This window comes from Paenibacillus lautus NBRC 15380 (assembly GCF_004000945.1).
GTDB lineage: Bacteria > Bacillota > Bacilli > Paenibacillales > Paenibacillaceae > Paenibacillus_AQ > Paenibacillus_AQ lautus.
In genome coordinates, this window is sequence record NZ_BIMF01000003.1 from 194,607 (window position 1) to 215,928 (window position 21,322).

Genomic DNA, 21,322 nt, shown 5'->3' on the forward strand with positions numbered 1-21,322 from the left:
TATATTTTCAATTGCATCAAAAATTCTTTCACTTGTGAAATTTGATGTTTTTCTGTCATCAATAATAATGCCTGTTCATTTACATTTTTCTTCAATGCTCGAACCCTGTGTAGACCCGATTTTGATCCGCTAATGCCAACCTCGTATTGGCTACCAATCACCGGCTAAAATGATGGTGCTTAGCTGAGCACGGTAAACAGTACGACAAAAAGACCTGCAACAAGTCATGATCATGACTACGCTGCAGGCCTTTCGTTCTTCGAAGCACACCTGTCCCCACTACTAAGTAATCAGTTATTCTCACTGCATGCTATTTCATACATCCGGTCATTCGCTAAACTTTTTCCCTACGATTTAGTTTTCCTCTTTAACACCTTTCAATACCTTCCCGTCAACTTCCTCACGAGCACTTACTATACCCACAATTCCCGCACGTCTTGCATCCCTCGATGTTAATCAAGGATGCCCCGCCGCAGGATGGGCACAGATCCAGCGACATGGAGCTCCCGCCTGCGTGCGCGCCATGTCCGCCATATCCCGCAGCTGGCGTTGCCCCGGCTTCGCCTGCATCGACAGGCGCCATCGTGGCTGCGACCGGTGCCGGATCATGGTCATGATCCGCCTCGGCGTTGTTGACCACATGCGTTTCGAGCGCCTTCGCCACGGCGTCGGCGATGGATTCCACGCGGTTGGCGCCGAAGCCGATCGCGCCGGTGCCGCCGATGCCCTTGAGGTGCTTGATCAGCAGCTCCACCTTATTGCCGTGGTCCCCGTAACGGAGGAACAGGGAGCAAACGCGGCCCAAGGCTTCCGCCATCGCGAACACATCCGATCCGGCTTTACCGACGTTCAGGAAGATTTCGCTTGGTATGCCGTCCAGATCGTTGATCGTAATGTACGCCATGCCAAACGGTGTGTTCATTTTGTAGGTTGCGCCGCGCAGCACTTGCGGACGCTTCTTGTATTGTTTATCCAGCCCGCTCTTGCTCGGTGGGGCTGTCACGGCCATGCTTGCAGCCGCCGGCTCCACGCTCGCCGCATCCTCAGCGGCTTGCCCTGCCGCGCTTTGCTCAAGCGCTGTTTCCGCAGTAGAAGCTGTTGTCGCTTCGGCCGCTTTATCTTCTTTTTTCTCCGTTTGCAGTACTTGCACGTCGCGGCTGCCGTCGCGGTAGATCGTTACGCCTTTGCATCCCAGATCGAATGCCAGCTCATACAGCCGCTTCGTATCTTCCACCGTGAAGTCCGCCGGACAGTTCGCCGTCTTCGAGATGGAGCTGTCCACCCAGCGCTGAATCGCCGCTTGCACGCGGATATGATCCTCGGCGGAAAGACTCATCGCCGTGACGTAATAGTCCGGAAGCTCCTCACCCGGATGGCTGTCCAGCCAATCCTGGGCAATTGGGACAAACTGCTCGTCGAAGCCGAGACGGCTTTGACGGAAGTATTTGAAGGCGAAGTACGGTTCGATACCCGTCGACGTTCCGACCATCGTACCCGTACTGCCTGTCGGTGCTTGGGTAATGACGGTTACGTTGCGTGCACCTTTTTTGCGTACCGCTTCAGCAACTTCCGGATATACCTCGGTCATATTTTTCATGAATCCGCTTTGCAGGTACAGTTCGGCATCGAATGCCTGGAACGAACCCTTCTCCTCGGCAATATCGGCGGATGCAAGATACGCTTCGCGCGCGATGAAGCCATACAGCTTATCCAGGAACTCCAGCGATTCCGGGCTGCCGTAACGGATGTTCAGCTTGATCATCAGCTCAGCCAGACCCATCGTTCCGAGACCCACGCGGCGCTCTTTCTTCTGATTCAATTCGTTTTCTTCAAAATGGTACGGCGTCCGGTCAATGACATTATCCAGGAACCGCACGGAGTAACGCGTCGTTGTCGCCAGCTCTTCCCAGGCAACGTCATGATTCGCTTCATCATAGAACTTCGACAGGTTCATCGCGGACAGGTTGCATACGCCCCAGCCCGGGAGTCCCTGCTCACCGCAAGGGTTCGTACAGATAATCGGGTTGAAATACCAGCTGTTGGACATCTGGTTGTAGTATTCCATGAAGACGACGCCCGGCTCTGCCGATTTCCACGCGGATTCGATAATGGTATGCCAGACCTCGCGTGCTTTTACCGTTTTATATGGAATGATACTGCGTCCAGCTTTCTTCCATTTATCCAGATCGCCGTCCCACAGCTCATCATAATCCGGATCGGTAGTATCCGGGAACACCAGCTCCCAGTCCAGATCTTCCTTTACGGCCTTCATGAAATCGTTGCTTACGCATACCGACAGGTTCGCATTCGTAACTTGTCCCATCGTCTGCTTCACCGTAATGAAATCCTCCACGTCCGGATGCCAATCGTTAATCATCAGCATGAGAGCACCCCGGCGGCTTCCGCCCTGCTCGATCAATCCCGTTGTATAACTGAACAATCCGCCCCACGATACCGCACCGCTGGAAGACCCGTTCACGCCTCTTACAATCGCGCGCCGAGGACGCAGGGAAGACAAGTTAATGCCGACACCGCCGCCGCGTGCCATAATCTCGGTCATCTCGGACAGGGTTTCCATGATACCGCCCCGGCTGTCCTTCGGTGAAGGAATCACGTAGCAGTTGAACAGCGTCAATTCATCGCTTGCACCCGCTCCGGCTGCAATCCGTCCGCCCGGCACCAGCTTCCAATCATCCAGAATTTCGCGGAACTTCCCGCGCCACTCTTCCTGCAGTTCCGGCGTTGCCTCAACCGATGACATGGCGGCCGCGAGTCGATCCCACATTTCTTCCGGCGTTTTCTCGATGGTTAACGTCAGCTTCTCCACATCCGATTCCACAAGCTCGCCCTTCCGTGTCTTCACCGTGACCTTGCGGCCTTCGCGCTTCACGATTTCGCCAACTTCCTTGGTCGGAAATTTAGGATCATCCTTCGTCAGAACGAGCACCACATCGCCTACCTTAGCGTTGTTGGTGTCGGCATCCTTCCAGGCATACCGGTCCAAAAAGATCTTCTCGCTTAAACCTTCCAGCCGCTGATTCTGCATCGTACTCAAGAGCAACTACCTCCTATATAAGATATAAAATTAAAAAGATTCCCAAGTATATGCGCTCACCAACAACATAACCTGTTATGTAGCCGGTCAAACATCAAAGACCACTATATACACCATATATAGTGCTATTAATTCATTATACTACACTATATATAGGTTAACTATGCCGATATTGTGAAAATTAAGCCGACAGATCCAAGCTCCCGCTCGCAAGCTTCCGCTTTCTTCCTCTCCCTCTCTTTTTCGCCATTCCCTATGAAAAAAAAGGATGAAAATATCCAATTCCAGCAGCCGTGCGCCCTTCGGGTTATTCCACGCCCTTCCGAATCCGTGCAAGGTTATGAAGACTTCTTTTTTCGTCCATACTACATATACACCGTTGGCCCGGAATCTTTCACAACAGGAGGAGATCGACATGAACCATCAGCCATCTGCCGACTCAGGCATGATCATCGACCCGCGCCTTCCCGTTCCACTGCAGATCGACCGTTCCTGGTTTGACGATCTCGCCGGTCGACTGGACAAGGGCGGACCTTGGGGTGACTATCGTCTGGCCCAGCTTGCCGTGGAGGGCGAGAAATCGCGTCTCGTTACAAGCTTTGAAGAACTGCAATGCCTCAAGCACCTAGGCGGCTTGTCCCCGCTCCCCCATCAGACCGATACCGCAAGACGCGTCTTGTTCGAGATGTCGGGCAGAGCGATTCTGGCCGATGAGGTGGGACTTGGGAAGACGATTGAAGCCGGCCTTATTTTAAAAGAATACATCGTGCGCGGCCTGGTATCCAAAGTGTTGATTCTGGTTCCGGCTTCTCTTGTGCTGCAATGGGTTCGCGAGCTCAACTCCAAGTTCGGCATTCCCGCGATTGCGCAGAAAAAAGCGTACTCCTGGGGCAATGATATCGTTGTCGCCTCCATGGACACGGCCAAACGCGATCCGCATCAGGAGATTCTACTGAACGAGGAGTACGATATGCTCATCATCGATGAGGCGCATAAGCTCAAGAACAAGAAAACGTCCAATTATCAATTCATTCAAAAGCTGCGCAAAAAATACTGCCTCTTGCTGACGGCCACGCCGGTGCAGAACGATCTCAGCGAGCTCTTCAATCTGATCACCCTGCTGAAGCCGGGTCAGCTCGGAGGCCAGGGGCAGTTTGCCGCTAATTTTGTTGTCGATAAACGAAGACCTAAGAACCAGGATCTGCTCAAGGATGAGCTGTCCAAGGTCATGATCCGTAACCGCCGCGGCGAAGGCGAAGTGAAATTCACCAAGCGATCCGTCCGCAATGTAGGGCTTAGCCTCTCGCCCGAAGAACAGTCATTATACGACGGCGTCACGTCCTTCGTCAAAGATCAGTATCAGGCAGCAGGGGGAAATTTAAGCAGTATGCTGTCCCTCGTCACCCTCCAGCGTGAAGTGTGCAGCAGCCGCGATGCCGTCTTCGTGACGCTTGTTAATCTGTCCAAGAAGCTGCCTGAGGACTCTCCGCTGCGCGATAAAATCTGGGAGCTGGTCTATCTCATCAAGGCCATCAAAGCCAACACCAAGGCGGAAAAAGCCATTGAGCTGATCCAGCAAATGAACGAGAAGGTCATTGTATTTACGGAATACCGCGCCACGCAGGAATACTTGCTCAATTATTTCCGCGATCACGGACTGATCTCCGTACCGTACCGGGGCGGCATGAACCGCGGCAAGAAGGACTGGATGATGGACCTCTTCCGGGGCAAGGCGCAGGTCATGATTGCGACGGAAGCCGGGGGTGAAGGCATCAATCTGCAATTCTGCCACCATATGATCAACTTTGATCTGCCCTGGAATCCCATGCGGGTCGAGCAGCGGATCGGACGTGTGCATCGTCTCGGCCAGACCAATGACGTGAAGATCTACAACCTGTCCACGTCGGGAACCATCGAAGAGCATATCCTGAATCTGCTGCACGAGAAAATCAACATGTTCGAGATGGTCATCGGCGGACTGGACGTCATCCTGGAGCGGTTCGAGAAGAAGGAATCCATCGAGAAGAGCCTGTACAAAATCATGCTGGAGTCCGGCAACGATGATGAAATTCGCCAGCGCATCAGTACATTGGGCGACTCGATTCACCATATTAAACAGGATATCGAGCAAGGAAGCACCGTCGAAGAAAATCTGAGAGAGGAAGAAGCCTAATATGACCATGACGCCGCAGGAGGTGCAGCAGCACTTCATGGCCTATTTGGAAGCCACCGAATGCACCGTCATTGAAAAATCGCCTGAGCACGTCACCGTGAAACTGTCGCCGCAAGCTGACAAAATGCTCACCAACCGCCCGTATTACTGGGGCTTCGTGGAACGTACCGGCGCTCCCGCCGAAACGTTGTCGTTCAATTTCGTGTTTGATCCGGAAACATACGACAAACGGCTGGCAAAGAGCAAAGAAGCCGAAACCAAAGCGCAGCTCGCTGCGCCTGCGCAGGATCCGCTCCTGGCCCGCTTTTATGGGAATGCCCCGGTGCTGCCTATCCTCGGTCCCGGCCGCATTCAGCGGGAGAACATCGGCTACGGCAGCAGCCGGCTCGCCCAGATCTGGAATGCTTCCCGGGAGGAAGGCAAATGCGTCTATCTGTTCCAGCAGCGCGAGACCGAGCCGCGTCCGAGAGCCCGTTCCACTCCGTATGAGCAGTGGCTGGGCGTCTGTTTCAAGGTGGAGTTCAGCTGTGATCTCAAGCGGGAGGAATTGTTTTTTCTCGGCATCTCACTATCCAGCCGTTCGATCGCCCAAGACTTCCCGGCGATCCTGAATGGACGCGAACTGACGCCCCGCTTGCCGGAGAGCGTTCATGTCCGCCCGGCTGCGCTCACCTTGCAGCAGGCCGTAGATGCGCTGGAGAACCATCTCATCGACAAGCTAAGCAAGCTCGACTATGACTGGGCCACAAAAGCAAGAGAACGTCTTGAAGATGAGCTGTTGGTCATCGACAGCTATTACGAGGACCTGCTCAAGGAGCAGGTCGAAGAGAAAAAAGCGCTCATCGAGGAGCAATATAAGAACCGCCGGTCCGAAATGCAGTGGCAGTACGAGCCGAAAGTGAGCTTGTCCGTCATAACCTGCGGTCTATTTCATCTATGTTCGCCTGTGGGTGCGTCATCATGACGCCCCTCTACAAAAGCAGGCAAAAAAAGAACCATTCTCCCTTCTCCTGCCGCGACAGCTTGCAACAGCCTTTGCAGAGCTTGTCCGATATGATGATTCCATCACATCCATGGCGCGTAGGGCCAAGGAAAGGCGGTTAATGATTTGAAACGGTGGAACATGAAACTTCATAACCATAATGACAAGGATTTTAAGCCCAGATCACCCTATAATAAGCAGTTGAGCCGATTTCGAATGTTGTCAGTCTCCGTTATTGTAACGACCATCCTGTCGTTCAGCACGGTCCAGCCGCAGGCAAGCATAGCTGCCGCAAGCCAAGCCGATGTTTCCAATTCTGCGGATAGCCTTAGTCTGACAGGCACTCCGTTTACAGCGGATCATCATATATTAGGCATTTCAGGTGTTAATCCGAACAAAGCCGTGGCTCAGGTGCCCGGGAGTTTGATGGACTTTGCTGAGGAGACCGTCGCTCAATTATCGGCCCATGCGCCATTTACGACCTGGGACGAAGCAAAACTCGAATTCACCCCGCTCGGTCCGGGCACGCACGGCTGGCTGGTCACGATTTCCGCTCAAGGACTGCCGCAAGGATACATGATTATCAGTGCAGGAGAAGATGGTGGATATATCCTAAGTGAATACGGGATCGGCTCGACCCTTCCCTACAGCCAAGCGCCGCTGAAAGAGCGGCTCGCTGCAGAAGGTCTTATGAAGGCCGGAGGATCATTGCCTCAAGGGAGCATCGTGCGCAAGCTGTATGAAGTATCCCCTGTCTGGCAGGTCCAGCTCCCCGGCAAAAAGCCGGTCTATTTTAGCGCACTGAACAGCGAAGCGCTCCCGGATGAGCCTCAGAAGACACAAACAACTAAGCCGGTATCCGTATCCCTGCCTGCCGCAGCCAAAGGACTCGTGGCTTCATCCACGTCAAATCGTTGGTTTGCCGGAACGCCTTCCATCGCATCCGGGGACTCCCTTGATCCTTACGATAATCTGCTGTGGCTGACCTCAAGCAATCTAACGGCCCGAAGCAGCGCCGATCTGCGGAATTTACTGCAGGAGCACTCCACCCTGATATTCAAGTCCAAAAAAGGCAATGCCGCTTACGGCGCACCTTTTAACTTAACCGGCTGGCATCGCTGGTCATCGGGGAATCAGGAGAACCCGGCTGCGCTATATGTTTCGGTTCCCTTGCGGAATACGGACACCCTCCGTTTCCTGCCGGCATCCCGGTTAATCGGGCAGGGACAATTTTATGCTCAGCCGGAAGAATACGGCTTCGGCAGCTAACAAGCGATTTACGAATATCATACGCCATCCCATACATCAGCCCTCATTCCTGCAAAATATGCTATAAATGACAAAAGGACGCGGCCCTTTCTCAGGGCAGCGTCCTTTATGATTTCACGGCGTTTTATAAAATGTGCACTCACATAGGACGACAGCCTTCCAGAAGCATGGTCGCCCCAAACCTGAGATCGTGCGCACATGAAGCAACTCGCACGATGTACAAAATGCGGATTCATAATAACATGCAGCCGCTGCTACTTTGTCTTTTTTTTGCGTTTGGTGGTTACATCCTCTTTCCATAGCGACATGGAGAGCGGAATCATGCCAAACCACCTTGTGGTCCAGGATTCCTTCACCTTCGCCTGGCGCCGAACGTCCTTAGGCGTATCTATATAATGAACCACGCGCTCGGTAATGTACTTGATCAATTCATCGCCGCTAGCCATACGAATCAACTCCTTATGGTTTTTCCACATCCCAGTATCAGTTTGCTCCATTTCGATCGATTCTAGACGCACGCACTTGAACAGCATGATTTTTCCGCCAAATGCACATTCTAAAAAAGCCGAAATTTTTACGTGAAAGAAGGGAGCCAACATGATTAAGACAGCCATGGTATGGATGCTTCTCTTTACACTGGCACTCCCGAGTTCTGTTATGGAAGCCTATCCAGTGAAGGAGCAAGCCATGACGCGCCCCGCGCATGCCGTTCAGCCCATCCCAATATCGACAACAAGGCTTCTGACCGAAACGCCGGAATCCACCCACTCTTCAGGGCAGGAGATCGATCAGTCAGAACTAAGGCAGCTGCACCCTTTTGCCCATGACGTCATTATGATCGATGTGGGTCATGGCGGAATCGATGGAGGAACGTCGTATGGGGACATTCTCGAAAAAGATATCAACCTGGCCATTTCACGCAGACTGTTCATGCTGCTTCGCAAGGAAGGTTATCATGCCATCCTGAACCGCGATGCCGATTACGCGCTTAGCGACGACAACCGTTGGCATCGAAGCTCCTCGAGACATCGCCGCGATCTGTCGCAGCGCAAGCAGCTCAGCAGTGAAATCCCGACCAAGCTGGTGGTCAGCATTCATGTGAATTGGGGAAAGAACTCGTCCAAGCGCGGAGGCATCGTTCTGCATCAATCCGAGGGGCGCAGCACCCTGCTTGCGGACACCATTCAAGAGCAGTTGAATCTGGTTTACCGTAACAACAATCACATCATGGTTGGTAAACCATATTATCTGCTGAATCAAACCAAAGTACCCGCCGTCATTGTCGAAACCGGCTTTCTCAGCAATATGGAGGACCGGGCATTATTAACCGGCCGCAACGGTCAAATGCAGATCGCCGAGGCCATTGCCGACGGGATTATCAGTTATTTAACGGCCCTGTAGTTTGGGGCTGTTTTTTTGCTATATAGACCTGCCTACTCCAATAATTAGGTCTATTAGCCTTATATTATGTAACTTTAATTAACATCAATATGAAAAAGGTATCATTTTTTTTGAAATTATGATAGAAATTTCAGGATATTATGATAGTATAACTAACATATATAAAGATAGATTACTCAAATAGGAATTGGGGGAGATCGCGATGTTGGACTGGCTTGGCTATCGCCAGGGACTTCCGCTCTGGATTTCATGGCGTCTGAATCGTAATTTGAAGAACGATGTTGAAGACATATTCGAAGGTATTGCCGAAACGCGTAAAGAACTGCTGTTCACTTGGAGTTATGAGTATTGGGGACATCTGGACCGACTGAAGGAGCAGCTGAACAAGGATAACCCCCATGATTCGCAAGTCGGCAGCGAACATCCTCGCCCTTTGTCTTCAGACACCCGGTTGAATCAGGAACAGCTCTTCTCTGCTTTGTATTCGCGCGCTACCGACTTTACGGAATTATTCTTGTTGAACCCCTCTGGTGAAGTCACGTACTCTACATATGCTTCACACATTGGAGCCAGCTATAGCAACAGCAGCCCTCTGGGCCAAGCGATCACCTATCTTACCAGTTCAGACACCTGCAAATTGCTCTTTGGGCCATATGCCGACCCCATCACGTTAACCATTGGCCCGCGATCCTCTACCTTTCACGACAAAATGACACTCCTGTTCATGAATGCCATCTACACGAACGGCACGTTTGCCGGCATCCTGTGCGGCCGTGTGCCGAATGACGTGATCGGAGATTTAATCCAGCGGGAATCCGGCCACGTTTACCCTGATTCCGGCGACAACTACATTTTCATGGCAAAGCCCGAAATGAATCATTACATCGCTCCCGGAACCGCTCTTTCCAGAAGCAGGTTTGAAGATCGAACCTTTACTCATGGCGAGAACCTGAAGGACGGTGTTACCACCGATTGGGGAACCGTTTCCGTTAAAGAGCATACCGAGCTTGAGCTTATCTTCACCGATCCGGCGACGGGTCAGCTGCACCCGGGAGTAGCCAATACCATTATGAACGGAAGCAATCTGTTCGTGGTCTTTCCGGGATATTCCGATTACCGCCACATTTCCGTGATCGGCAAAGGCGTCACGTTCCGCTTGCCCCATTGTCCGGATGTTTGGGGAATGATGTGCGAAGGAGATTTGGATGAGGTTTACCGCATTCGCGGCATTCGCTTTAGACACGCTAAGCTCCATGGCGGATCCACCCTTTTGTCCAGTATTCTGATCGCTCTCATTGTTTATGTTACTGCTGCTTATTGGTCACCCGCATTCGCCGCAATTGTAGGAGGATTCGCCTGCTTGGTCACTGGCCTTCTTACCTCTTCCCTGGTCGGCCGTAAAGAAATCGGGCGCTTCGCGGATCGTCTTCGCAGCCTCAGCCGGTTCATCCGCATGAATGCCGAAGGCAGCGGCGATTTGACGCAGCGGCTGGATATTCACCGATTCGATCAGGACGAAACACGCGAATTAGCCAAATGGATCAATAATATGATCGACTCCCTGGAAAGCATCATGATGCAGGTGAAATTGACGGCAGGCGATGTTTCCGCCAGCCAACAGGTCATGAATGACACAACGGCCGTCACCGTTACTTCCGCACAGCGTGTCAGCGGCAACATTAGCGAGATGATTCGCAGCATGCGCAATCAGCTGCAGGATATCGATGCCGTGAAGGAAAGCGCGGAACAGATGCGGGAGACCCTACGCCAGCTGGAACGGCAAGCGAATGAACAGATTGATGTAGCCAAGAATGAAGTGGTCCGTATCGGAGACAAGATGTCTCATATCTCCTCGAAAGTCGAGGAAACGAACCAGACGATCCGTACATTCATGGGAACCGTTCAGGAGGTCACGGGCGTACTGCATGCCATCGAGCAAATATCCTCCCAAACCCATTTGCTGGCCCTGAATGCTTCGATTGAGGCAGCGCGGGTCGGAGAACACGGACAAGGATTTGCCGTGGTTGCTAGCGAAATCCGGAAGCTGTCCGAACTGACCAGACAGTCCACGGAAGAGGTCCAGCAAATTATCAGCCATATCTATAAAGACGCCCAGCAAGCCGTGCTATCGATGAAGGAAGGAACCAAGGTCGTGCAAGAAGGGAACCTGCTGGTTTCCGCCGCCTCCGAGCTGCTCACCGCCGCTGCCGAGGATGATCTGCGAAAGCATCAGGCTGTTGATAAAGTGGTTCAGCTCATGGAGAAAATTGCATCCGTCAGCAAGGAGAACCGAAAGATTTCCAAGGATGTGGAGAGCAAGGTACAGGAGCTTACACAGGAAATCGAAAGCGTAAGGCACACTTCCGGCAACGTTGAAGTTATTGCAAAATCCATGCAGCAGCTGGTTGGACAATTCAAGCTCACCGATTCCCGTATCCGATAAATTGAATGCACCTCAACATAAGTACAGCCTTCCATACAGGGATCCGAATCACCGGGGCCTTGTATGGAAGGCTATTGTTTTTTATGGCCATGCAGGGAGCGGGCTGTCCATTGTCGGATAACCTTTTACCGTCCAGTTACTCACAAGATGCCAATAAATCGCCATCGGTTATGCTATTGCGCTAATGCGCGCGAAGCGGATCAGGCCTCCAGCTTGAATGCTCTCTGACCAGATCGCTGATACCGACAAACTCCACCTTTGTCTGCAGTTTCGGAATGATACCTTTGAGCGCTTCTGCCGTTCGGGTCCCATATTTGCCGACATGGCCAATGGCAATGCAGGATGTTCTCTCTTCCGCATGCTGTGCCGCAGTCTCCAACTGCTTGCTCACGTGCTGAACGGTATGAACATCATCCAGGAATATGTCGTTGGCGATGGACGGCATCCCCTTCTCCGCTGCCAGTTTGCCAACCACGCTGTGGTAGTTCGTCTTACTGTCGATAAAGAACAACCCTCTCTCCCTGCATACTTCGAGTACAATGGACATGACCCGCTCATCCCCGGTAACCTTGGAGCCCATATGATTATTAATCCCTACGGCGTAAGGGACCGAATCGATTGCCTCTTCCATGCGTTTACGAATCTCCTCATCGGTGAGCGAACTCAGAATGGCACCCGGTCCAAGCCAGGAAGATCGTCCTTGCTTTGGCTCCATGGGCATATGGATAATGACGTCATGGCCTTGACGATGCGCGGCTTCGGCGTCCTTCACGCTTGTCGACAAAAAAGGCATCACGGCCACCGTGATCTTGACAGGCAGATTGAGCATTTCCTGAGTCCCTTTCTGATCATTGCCAAAATCATCGATGATGACGGCTAACTTTTTAACTTTCGCTTCCCGACCATGCCTGCTGCTCCCGGATTCTTTGTGCATTTCTTTTGTTTCTTGATTATGAGGATCTGCCGCTGGGATCCTCGTCACCCCCGCCCCATATCCGATCTGACCTGCGTTCACGAGCATCCATATCATACACAGTAAGATAGCCGATTTTTTATATACGTTCCGCATGGTTACTCCCCTTTCCATTCATGTTCATGCTAACCACACCTAACCGTATTGTTTGAGAAAAGGTATGTAAATATGTAAGCAAGGTGATTCAGCATAGACACAAAATCTTTTTACTAAAAAATAAAAACAAGACACTTCCCGTCGCGGGAAAACGTCTTGTTTCATATTCCTTATTGATTCGGTTCAGCTTTCCTTCAAAAAGTAAAAAGCATCGTCATTCAGGAATCCCCCGCTCCCGCAAAGACCTGCAGCGCATTTCCGACGGATTGCAGAAGATTGCCGGCCACCGTCAGATCGTTGGCTTTCTTATTCGCAGCCGTACCCCGCACGCGCATCATTTTAATTTGGTTAAAGTCTTTCATCCCGCCCCATCCAAATCTAAACACAAAAAAAGCTCGTAAACTGCTAAAAAGCAAGTTTACGAACTTCTTCATAAGGATGCGGTCGAGAGGACTCGAACCTCCACGGGGGTTAGCCCACACGGACCTGAACCGTGCGCGTCTGCCAATTCCGCCACGACCGCGTATCATGTTCATCGCTTATAGGAGACAAGCTCTTATCAGCGGCGACAAGATATATAATATCACGCCACGGGAATCGAGTCAACATTTTTTTTGAACTTGATTAAAAACCTGTTTTTCGGTTAAAATAAGAACATAAGTTCTCATTCAATAACCATTTTCTATATAAAGGCGGTGATGTTGATGGCCATACCGGCTGTTACGACGGAGGAACGAGCATTAATCAAAAGTTACCTGCTGCTGATGTTCATCCATAAGGTGTTTGAAAGGGATTGCCGAATCATTCAGGAGAGCGGTGTCTTCAAGAGCCCTCAATTGTATGTAGAGGTTGTGGGGAACGGAGCCAAACGGGCTGCTGTGCTTCTTCGTGAGGTGAAGCAAGAATTTACCAAGCGGGCGATCAAAGTGTATGATATTGGTCAAAACCAGGAAGGAATCCAGGCGCGATATGCATGTCGGGGTTACATTGGTTCGATGAACATTCTATGGCCATCCTTCCGTGAGGAGATGATGGACCGCATGCGAGCCTATCTTGGACTGGTCTCGCCCGAGACCGAGTCCTCTGAGCAAGCCCATCCTCCTGCCGCTGTTTCCGCCCGCTAAATCGCTGCCCCTTAAACAGAGAATAACCGTCTCCCCCTGAACAAGATTGCTCCGGTGAGACGGTTATTGGTGATCGCGAATCAATGGAGATTATGCTGCACGCGGGTCAGTCCCTGCGAGAGAGCATGTCCCGCACTGGCGGCAGACGCCACGGCTACAGCCTCCATAATCTGCGCATCCGAGGCTCCCTTCGCACGGGCTTCCTCCATATGATAGAAGGTACACAGCTCATTATTGGCAAACAGTCCGATCCCGAGTGCGATCAGCTGCTTCGTTCGCTCATCCAGCTCGCCATCCTGAAAGCAAACGCCGGTGAACTGATGATACGCCTCTGCTATATCCGGCATGCTCTGCTTCAAATTCAGAATTTCATTCTTATAAGCCGAGACCTTGTCATTGGACATTTCCATAACCTAAAGCACCTCTTCCACAAAAAATTTGATGCGAGGTTAAGTTGTCCGACGAGTGCGAGATCTATGCCTACTCTTCGATTGGGCTTACTCTTGGATCTTTTTTAAGCTGGTAGCTGTAGCGGCGATCCAGTTTAACAACCCGCCGGTTTCTGCGGCGTATAATGACCTGCTCCGGGTCCCAGGCTACGACAAAGCCTATAATATCATTGGTCTCCAAGCCATCCCGCACAACCCGGACCAATTCGCCGGAGAGCCTTAGCTCATCAAGTCTTTCATCGCTAATCATCACCATACCTCCTTCATAAACTTACTGTGCAAAAAAAGACCTAAATGAGATCATTTAGGTCTTTTGAATGCGTTGCGATATCGACAAACATCCCGACTAAGAGATGTTCTATATACCCATTAACGCTGTGCCGGCTCGATACTGTCATTCTTCTCGTACCAAAAATCCAGAACGGTTGAAGACATGACGCGCTTTTCGATATATTCTACCTGCTGAGGCGTAAACTGTTCCTTCCACTCGAAGGAAACTTCCTCACACAATCCGGCAATCGTCAGCAGTTCTGACCAGGCAACATAGCGTTTGTACCAGAAAAACTGAGGATGTTCAATCATATAGGGATATAGATCATCAAACTCCGTATGTTTACAATCCAAAGCACGTTCAAAATGTACCTTTGCTTCATTCAGCTTCTCAATCAAAAACGGCTCGGTTACAGGTTGTTTCCCCATGGTGCTGCCTCCTCTCTCTTGCCTACCTCTTTATTATAAGCGAAAATCACGGAGGCGAAAAGATTTTGTTGTGATTTTAGGCTGAAATGCATTTAAATTCGACTACGAATTTCCATGATTACGCACGCCAAAGGCCAGGGTATAAACGTTCATGACTTAAGGCCTACCTTTCAGCTCTATTCCTGACATGCCATAAGCGTTTGATATAATCCTGATCCTAGCTGAACGTAATCTTGCCGTCCTCAAGCGACGATATGGTGACAAGCGACTCCACATGAACATTCTGTTCGCGCAGCGTTCTCGCTCCGGCCTGGAAACTCTTTTCAATCACAACGCCAAGCCCGATTAATTCCGCCCCTGCCCGTTCAATGATCTTGATCAGGCCTCTTGCAGCGTCTCCGTTCGCGATAATGTCATCAATGAAGAGCAATTTATCCCCTTCACCGATAAACTGGCGCGATACCATAATGTCCGTGACAATGCCCTTGGTGAAAGACGGAACCCGCTCACATAAGGCGTCTGGATCGGCGAGCAGCGTTTTTTTGCGCCGGGCGAATACCATGGGGACTCCCAATTCAAGCGCCGCGGCAAATGCAACAGAAATGCCGGAGGATTCCAGCGTCACGACCTTGGTCACGCCGCTCTCTTTAAATCTCGCCGCAAATTCCCGGCCCATATCCATAATTAAAGCCGGGTCTACTTGATGCGTCAGCAGGGCATCCAGCTTCAGCACCTGATCCGACAACACGACACCTTCTTTGATGATCCGCTCCTTCAACCAATCCATCCCAAAGACCTCCCACGATTCCTTTGTCGTAAAAGTAACATATTCCTCCCTGTACGGCAAGTACAAACGGATACTCCGTCATTTAACTGTACGGTTTCCGTCATCATTCCTGACATTGATCTCCGCTGCCTGGCACTAATCATGGGTCATGCCTCCAGCCAAGGACCTGGACAGGTAGGAGTCATGTCCCAGCTGAGCCAAGCATACCTTGTACTATGCAGAACGATTAACTTTCAAGGGGGATGCGGGGCTTGCGTAATTCTATTCGTGTTTTACAGATCGCCTTTACATATATCGGAACCATCGTTGGCGCTGGCTTTGCTACCGGACGGGAAATCCTTCAATTCTTTACCCAATATGGTCACTGGGCTACCCTTACCATTCTGCTTACGACAGGACTATTCATTTGGCTCGGAACGAAAATCATGACGATATCCAGGCGGATCGGGGCCAAATCCTTTGAGGACTTGAACAAATTCCTGTTTGGAGAGAAAGCCGGCGTCTGGATCAGCCTCTTTATGTTTATTATTTTGCTTGGAGTCAACAGCATCATGCTTGCCGGCGCGGGCTCTGTTTTTGTGGAGCATCTAAATTTGAATTACCAGACCGGGTTGTTTGTCACGATGATCGGAACCTATTTCATTCTCAGAAAAGGCATCCAGTCCATCATGACGATGAACAGTCTCGTTGTGCCCATGATGCTAACCTTATCGCTTGCGATTATTTCTCAGACGATTCAAGCGCCGGGTGCCACCCGATTCTTAACCTTGACTACGGACCACAGCCTGCCTTCGGTTTGGCTTGCGCCCCTGCTCTACACCGCCTTTAACCTGGTAATGGCGATGCCAGTGCTGGTCCCGCTCGGGAGCCAGACCGAAAGCGCCCGCACCGTAACCTGGGGAGGCATCATTGGAGGTACGGGTGTAGGCTTTATGCTGATGGCAGCACATTTTGCGATGTCCGCCCATATGCCCGGCATTGCCCAATTCGAAATCCCGATGGGCAGCATCGCCAACCAACTGGGCTGGCTGGTGCAGATCATCTATCTCATTCTGATTTTCCTTGAAATTTTCAGCACCTTCGTGGCGAATATCTACGGCATTACCCTGCAGGTTCAGCAGCGAACCTCGCTCTCGCCCAGAGTGATTACCCTTGGTATCATGGTGTTCTGTTATTTTTTCAGCCAGTTCGGATTCAGTTCCTTGCTCTCTCTCCTCTACCCGATGTTCGGGGGTTTGTGTCTGCTCTGGGTGCTCCGACTGACTTTGTTCGGAATCCCCGAAATCAGGGGGAAATAAAGGGGCTTTCCCAAAGGATGGTAAATCTGCCCCTTGGGAAGCCCCCCTTCTTATGGCTGCATCGTGATGAATTGTGCATTGGGTATGCGTTCCATGGTCTGCTCCGCAACATGTCGATGACACGTCATCATCACGATTTGCCGGTCTTGCGACAATTCTGAGAGAAGCTCGAGCGCATGTCCGAGCCGTTCTCCGTCAAAATTAACAAACAGATCATCAAGCAATAACGGCAACCCCGCCGCATGCGGCATCGATTGGATCAAACCGAGCCGCATCGCCAAATATAACTGCTCCGCCGTGCCGCGGCTTAGCCTGCTGCTCTCCACCCATTCACCAGTCGGGCGTTCTGCCAGCAGGCTCTGATCCCCCATCCGCATGACAATCCGGCTGTACATGCCGCCGGACAGTATGGAGAAGTACCGGGATGCCAGCTGCAGCACCTGCGGCTGTTTCTCTTCCTCGTACATGCGGCGCGTACGTTTGATAAATTCGGAGGCCATCGATCGTACCGCATATTGCGAGACTATTTCCCGCAGGGCCGATCGCTGCTCCTCCAGCTGCTGCAGGGCGGAATCCTGGTTTCCCGCTGCTTCCAGTGACTCTCTCTCCTGAAGCAGCCGCCCCCGCCGTTCCTGGAGCTCGTCCCGCAGGCGGAACGCGACGGATACGGCTTCCTCCTTCTTGATGCATTGTGCTTCAAGTTCCGCAGCATCCGTCAGCTCCAGCAGCTGTTCAAGCTGCCGGCGACCCGCATCATCCCATCCGCTGAACATGGTAATTTCGTGATGGCGGATCGTGCGAACAAGTTCCTCACGGCGCTTCGCAGCAGCTCCCATACGAAGAAAGGTTTCTTCGTCTGCCGATTGGGACGATGCAATCAGAGCCGCTTTGCGCAGTTGCAGCCCTTCCCGCTCCTCTGCAATCGCAGCCCCCTCTTTGCGCAGCTCTTGTATTCGTTCTGCAAGAGCCTTCCTCTGTCTTGAGTCCTCTTGATAGGTCTTCCATCTGGAATGGACGTTGCCGAGCTCAGCGACGGCTGGGATTCGGCTGCCGTTAGCGTCTCCTTCGGGATCCGCCGCAAAGATCTCATTGCATTGGATGATGTAATCCTCCGCCTCTTTTAACAACACGTCCATTTTCACTCCAAGCGATTTCTGCTGCCGGATCAGCTCCTGCCCCTGCTCCACTTTGACGAATACGTCCAGCATCACGTCAGGCGACAGACTCTGCGGGAGTGATCGGGACATAAGCCAATTCTCCCACTGCCGTTCCAGCTCCAAATATCGCTTCTCTTCCTGATCAATGGCGCTCTGAACCGTTTGTAATTCAGCCGCTTGCAGCGCAGCCTTCTCCTCAGCCGCCGCACAATCGGACGTCAATCGATCAAGCCGCTGCCTCCATGCTTGCCAGCCCTCCATCACGGATCGAAGCTCGCGCATCTGCGCCTCCACCATGAAGGGGTCGCGAGCGAGAGCTGCGTTTTTGTCCCTTCGACTGCCCGGAATCGTGCTTGCTGCGGCTGCCGCGTAAGGAGCAGAGACGAGCCTGGAATAGAGATGATCTACATGTTCCGTTCCCTGCCCGTCTTGAACATGGGTCTCATTCGAAGCCGCACCATAAACCTCCCGGCTGCGTTGACCGCTCCAGAAAACATAACCCATACCAATCAGCATCACGATACCTGAGACCACGGCGGCTTCCGTGGTTGCCGTCCATAACAATACGGCTACCAGCAGGAATGTCATAACAGCCATTCCCACCAACAGACCCGCGTACATCTGAGGGAATCTGTCCCTCGCCGACTGGCGCGTGGAAGCAGGCTCAGGCTGAGTCCGGGTCAATCGCCGTTCGCGCCAACGCTCGATCTCCAGCTGCAGCTGATTCCACAGTGCGGCGGTCTCCTGGGGCGCTGCCGGCTTAATCATGGCAAAAGCCTCTTGTCCCCGGTCCATCTCCTCGCGCAGCTGCCGCCTGGCTTCTCGCAGCGCCGATTCGGCTGCCGCTGCAGAACGCTGGGCCCCGCGCTGTTCAATGAACAGCGCCTCCATCCGGCGATCATACCCGGCAAAGGCCGTACTGATTCGCCGTACCTCCTCGCGCTCCGAAGCGGATAAAGGCAGAGCCAGCAGATTTTGCCGGGTCCATGCCGGATCAATTTCCCGAAGCAGCTGTTCCAGCCGAATCTCTTGAGATTTATATTCGGCCGTAAGCTCGGCAAGCTCCCGGTTTCCGGCTTCGTGCAGACTTCGTTTCGCCCACAGCTCTTCAATCCGTTCGCCATACTGTTCCATGAAATCATTCAAGGGGAGAGCGCTCAGCTTATGCTCCGCATCCTCGATCGCCCGCTCGGCGCGAATCGACTGGGCGAGGAGAAGGCGCTCCTCCTCCTGCATCTTTTCGTAGCGGGTGATTCCATCCGGAGGAAAGTTGTCACTGTCCATCAGTTCCTTCAATTCCAACCTGGCCTCACGCCATTCCAGCCAAGCCGGACGAATGTCCTGCGCTTTTCGAAGCAGCGACAAATCATCGGCGTCCCTGGTACGATCCTGCTCCAGCAGGCTCAACCGTTCCTGTATTTCCAGAATGGCTGTAACGGTCTCGTTATAGCGGGGAACGAAAGTCCGGCTCTCCGAAACCTGGGTTCTTAAATGCTCGATGGACTGCAGCAGCTTAGCGGTATGCTGAACCTTTCCGCGCGGCTTATACAGCTTGTCCATCTCCTGGGACAACTTGCGTTCGGCCTCCAGTATATTGCCCCCGCCGCCGATTCCGGCATGGAACAGGTAACCGCTCATCTCGGCAGATTGCAGACTGCGGATTTCCTGCAGCTCGCTTAACGAGATGGCAAACAGCTGACGAAACATATCCCTGGACACGCCGCCCAAGGCATATTGCTCCAGCTCCTGTTGTCCAAGCTCGATCACGATCCCGTTATCCGCTAGTTTATGAATATGTACACGCTCGCCTCTGCCGGTGGCTGAATGTCCTTCTCTGGAACGGCTGTAGCGCCGGATCACCCAAGGCACTCCCTCCTTATCCAGAAAACGCAGCTCGCCGCCGTGAACGCCTTCCCCCGAAGGTTCGCCGCGTTCTGCCGGCGAGCCCTTGCCCGGAAATCCGTACAGCATGGCTCTGATAAAATACAGGACGCTGCTCTTTCCCGCTTCATTCGGCCCATACAGCACGGTTACAGGAGCATCGATCGCAAGGCTCTTGTCCCGGACAGCTCCGAAGCCTTGAATGTTCATCCGCTCTAGTCTCATATGCTGGCACCTTCCCCTTGCGAACGGTCGCGGAGCAATAACCCTAAGGTCAGTTCCTCTGCTCTACTTACCCAATCCAGCATTTCCTCGGGACTGATCTCGTCCAGCAAAGAACGGATTTCCGCGTGCTCGAGCAGAGGCGCCAGGCTCTTGGCAACAACCCCGTCAGGATCTTGAACCCGTCCCTGTTCTCCTCGAACAAGACGAAGCAAGTCCCCTGCAAAGCTGTCTTCCGCAAGCAGCCTCTGCCTGTCGATCGCGTCCCCGGAATGAAGGGAGAAGCTCTCGATCCAGACGCATCCCCGATAGCCGCATGTCTGCCCCTTCGCGGCCTCTCTTCTCCGCAGATCGGTCAGCAGCTCATCGAGCACATATCCGCCTTCAAGCTGACGATGAACCGGACCTCGTCCGGTAATCCGAACACGGATCATGCTCAGTCCATCCGCGTACGCTGTGGCTATTTCGTTCAGAATGGATTCCAGCGAGCGTCTCCATTCATCGACATCCTGACAGGAATCAAGTGGCGCTTCAATGATGTTCCAGCGCATGGAATCGAGCTCATGGAAGCTCAGCTTTGTGTTGAAGTCCCCATCCACATCGACGATATAACATCCCTTGGGCCCCGTCTCCCGAACATGACGTCCCTGGATATTGCCCGGATACACAATATAAGGAGATTCCTGCAAGGTTCGACGGGAGTGAATATGTCCGAGCGCCCAATAATGAAATCCGGCCTGGATCAGCTCCCTTTTTGTACAGGGTGCATAGGTTTCGTGCTGGGGATCCCCATCCACATTCGCATGCAGAAGTCCGATATGGTAGAGCCCGGATGACGGGGCAGGATAGCGTATCGCAATATTATCCGTGACCTTCGAGGTCGGGTACGACATGCCGGCGATGACCGCCACTTCTTGACGATCCGATCGGCGAACAGCCGTTACGCTTGCAGGTTCGGCCCCAAACACATGGACATGGGAGGGGAGCGTCATGGACAGCTTGGTGCTGTCCAGCGGATCATGATTGCCATGGATCACATATACCGCAATCCCTTCCATTCCCAGACGGTTAAGGGAATCCAGGAAGCGAAGCTGCGCGCGCAGCGAAATGTTGGAGCTGTCGTAGATGTCCCCGCTGATGACGATAAAATCAACCTGCTCGTCGATGGCGAGTTTAACGAGGCGCTCCAGCGCCCTGAAGGTAGATTCCTGTACGAACGACCGCAGCTTGTCATCGAGTCCGCTTATGCCGATAAACGGACTGTCCAGATGTAAATCTGCAGCATGCATAAATCGAAAAGAACTCATAACCGA

General features: G+C 52.4%; 17 protein-coding genes and 1 tRNA gene. 7 read left to right on the forward strand and 11 right to left on the reverse strand.

All coding sequences use genetic code 11. From position 1 onward, the window contains the following. Positions 1-400: 400 nt before the first annotated feature. Positions 401-3,046, reverse strand: a complete 2,646-nt coding sequence (locus tag PLA01S_RS08015) for an adenosylcobalamin-dependent ribonucleoside-diphosphate reductase (RefSeq protein ID WP_371860406.1) — start codon at positions 3,044-3,046, stop codon at positions 401-403. A 424-nt stretch (positions 3,047-3,470) separates the two neighbouring features. On the opposite strand from PLA01S_RS08015, the gene PLA01S_RS08020 reads away from it, so the two are divergent. The 3 genes from PLA01S_RS08020 (at position 3,471) to PLA01S_RS08030 (ending at position 7,479) form a co-directional block, all read left to right on the forward strand. Beyond that, entirely contained in the window at positions 3,471-5,228 is a 1,758-nt protein-coding gene (locus PLA01S_RS08020) for a DEAD/DEAH box helicase (protein ID WP_127591456.1), read from the forward strand. A 1-nt stretch (position 5,229) separates the two neighbouring features. Next, complete coding sequence (locus PLA01S_RS08025) at positions 5,230-6,192, forward strand: YqhG family protein (protein WP_127591458.1); 963 nt, start codon at positions 5,230-5,232, stop codon at positions 6,190-6,192. Positions 6,193-6,411: 219 nt separating this feature from the next. Next, on the forward strand, positions 6,412-7,479 hold the full coding sequence (locus tag PLA01S_RS08030; protein WP_246059394.1) for a hypothetical protein: 1,068 nt from the start codon (positions 6,412-6,414) through the stop codon (positions 7,477-7,479). Between the two features lie 254 nt (positions 7,480-7,733). Here PLA01S_RS08030 and PLA01S_RS08035 read toward each other — a convergent pair whose 3' ends face one another. After that, positions 7,734-7,925 carry a YqzE family protein gene (locus tag PLA01S_RS08035; protein WP_100539482.1) on the reverse strand — a complete coding sequence of 64 codons (192 nt, stop codon included), beginning with the start codon at positions 7,923-7,925 and terminating at the stop codon, positions 7,734-7,736. Between the two features lie 151 nt (positions 7,926-8,076). Here PLA01S_RS08035 and PLA01S_RS08040 point away from each other — a divergent pair, with 151 nt between their 5' ends. Together PLA01S_RS08040 and PLA01S_RS08045 are read left to right on the forward strand one after the other, a co-directional pair. Beyond that, positions 8,077-8,880, forward strand: coding sequence for an N-acetylmuramoyl-L-alanine amidase (locus PLA01S_RS08040; protein ID WP_246059395.1), 804 nt, complete (start codon positions 8,077-8,079; stop codon positions 8,878-8,880). A gap of 202 nt (positions 8,881-9,082) precedes the next feature. Next, positions 9,083-11,323, forward strand: coding sequence for a methyl-accepting chemotaxis protein (locus PLA01S_RS08045; RefSeq protein ID WP_127591460.1), 2,241 nt, complete (start codon positions 9,083-9,085; stop codon positions 11,321-11,323). 181 nt (positions 11,324-11,504) lie between these two features. Here the strand turns inward: PLA01S_RS08045 and PLA01S_RS08050 are convergent, their stop codons facing one another. From PLA01S_RS08050 to PLA01S_RS08055, 3 genes are all read right to left on the reverse strand, one after another. Continuing rightward, entirely contained in the window at positions 11,505-12,392 is an 888-nt protein-coding gene (locus PLA01S_RS08050) for a divergent polysaccharide deacetylase family protein (RefSeq protein WP_127591462.1), read from the reverse strand. Positions 12,393-12,610: 218 nt separating this feature from the next. Further along, on the reverse strand, positions 12,611-12,754 hold the full coding sequence (locus PLA01S_RS31900) for a hypothetical protein (RefSeq protein WP_164817346.1): 144 nt from the start codon (positions 12,752-12,754) through the stop codon (positions 12,611-12,613). Between the two features lie 77 nt (positions 12,755-12,831). Continuing rightward, a tRNA-Leu gene (locus PLA01S_RS08055) sits at positions 12,832-12,915 on the reverse strand. 181 nt (positions 12,916-13,096) lie between these two features. Between PLA01S_RS08055 and PLA01S_RS08060 the strand changes: the two genes are divergently transcribed. Then, positions 13,097-13,516: a YhjD family protein gene (locus tag PLA01S_RS08060; RefSeq protein WP_127591464.1), complete on the forward strand. Its 420-nt coding sequence runs from the start codon at positions 13,097-13,099 to the stop codon at positions 13,514-13,516. An 80-nt stretch (positions 13,517-13,596) separates the two neighbouring features. On the opposite strand, the gene PLA01S_RS08065 is transcribed toward PLA01S_RS08060, so the two are convergent. From PLA01S_RS08065 to PLA01S_RS08080, 4 genes are all read right to left on the reverse strand, one after another. Further along, a complete protein-coding gene (locus PLA01S_RS08065; RefSeq protein ID WP_127591466.1) occupies positions 13,597-13,926 on the reverse strand; it encodes a carboxymuconolactone decarboxylase family protein in 330 nt (109 codons plus the stop codon). A 70-nt stretch (positions 13,927-13,996) separates the two neighbouring features. After that, entirely contained in the window at positions 13,997-14,215 is a 219-nt protein-coding gene (locus PLA01S_RS08070; protein WP_076325776.1) for a hypothetical protein, read from the reverse strand. A gap of 119 nt (positions 14,216-14,334) precedes the next feature. After that, positions 14,335-14,664 carry a hypothetical protein gene (locus PLA01S_RS08075; protein WP_071221736.1) on the reverse strand — a complete coding sequence of 110 codons (330 nt, stop codon included), beginning with the start codon at positions 14,662-14,664 and terminating at the stop codon, positions 14,335-14,337. A gap of 217 nt (positions 14,665-14,881) precedes the next feature. Then, positions 14,882-15,451 (reverse strand): xanthine phosphoribosyltransferase, encoded by a 570-nt coding sequence (locus PLA01S_RS08080; protein ID WP_127591468.1) that lies wholly within the window; start codon positions 15,449-15,451, stop codon positions 14,882-14,884. A gap of 251 nt (positions 15,452-15,702) precedes the next feature. Here PLA01S_RS08080 and PLA01S_RS08085 point away from each other — a divergent pair, with 251 nt between their 5' ends. After that, on the forward strand, positions 15,703-16,749 hold the full coding sequence (locus PLA01S_RS08085; RefSeq protein WP_127591470.1) for a YkvI family membrane protein: 1,047 nt from the start codon (positions 15,703-15,705) through the stop codon (positions 16,747-16,749). Positions 16,750-16,799: 50 nt separating this feature from the next. Here the strand turns inward: PLA01S_RS08085 and PLA01S_RS08090 are convergent, their stop codons facing one another. Next, entirely contained in the window at positions 16,800-20,012 is a 3,213-nt protein-coding gene (locus PLA01S_RS08090; protein WP_127591472.1) for an AAA family ATPase, read from the reverse strand. Further along, on the reverse strand, positions 20,009-21,316 hold the full coding sequence (locus PLA01S_RS08095) for a metallophosphoesterase family protein (protein ID WP_127591474.1): 1,308 nt from the start codon (positions 21,314-21,316) through the stop codon (positions 20,009-20,011). The genes PLA01S_RS08090 and PLA01S_RS08095 overlap by 4 nt, the downstream gene beginning before the upstream one ends. Positions 21,317-21,322: the final 6 nt, after the last annotated feature.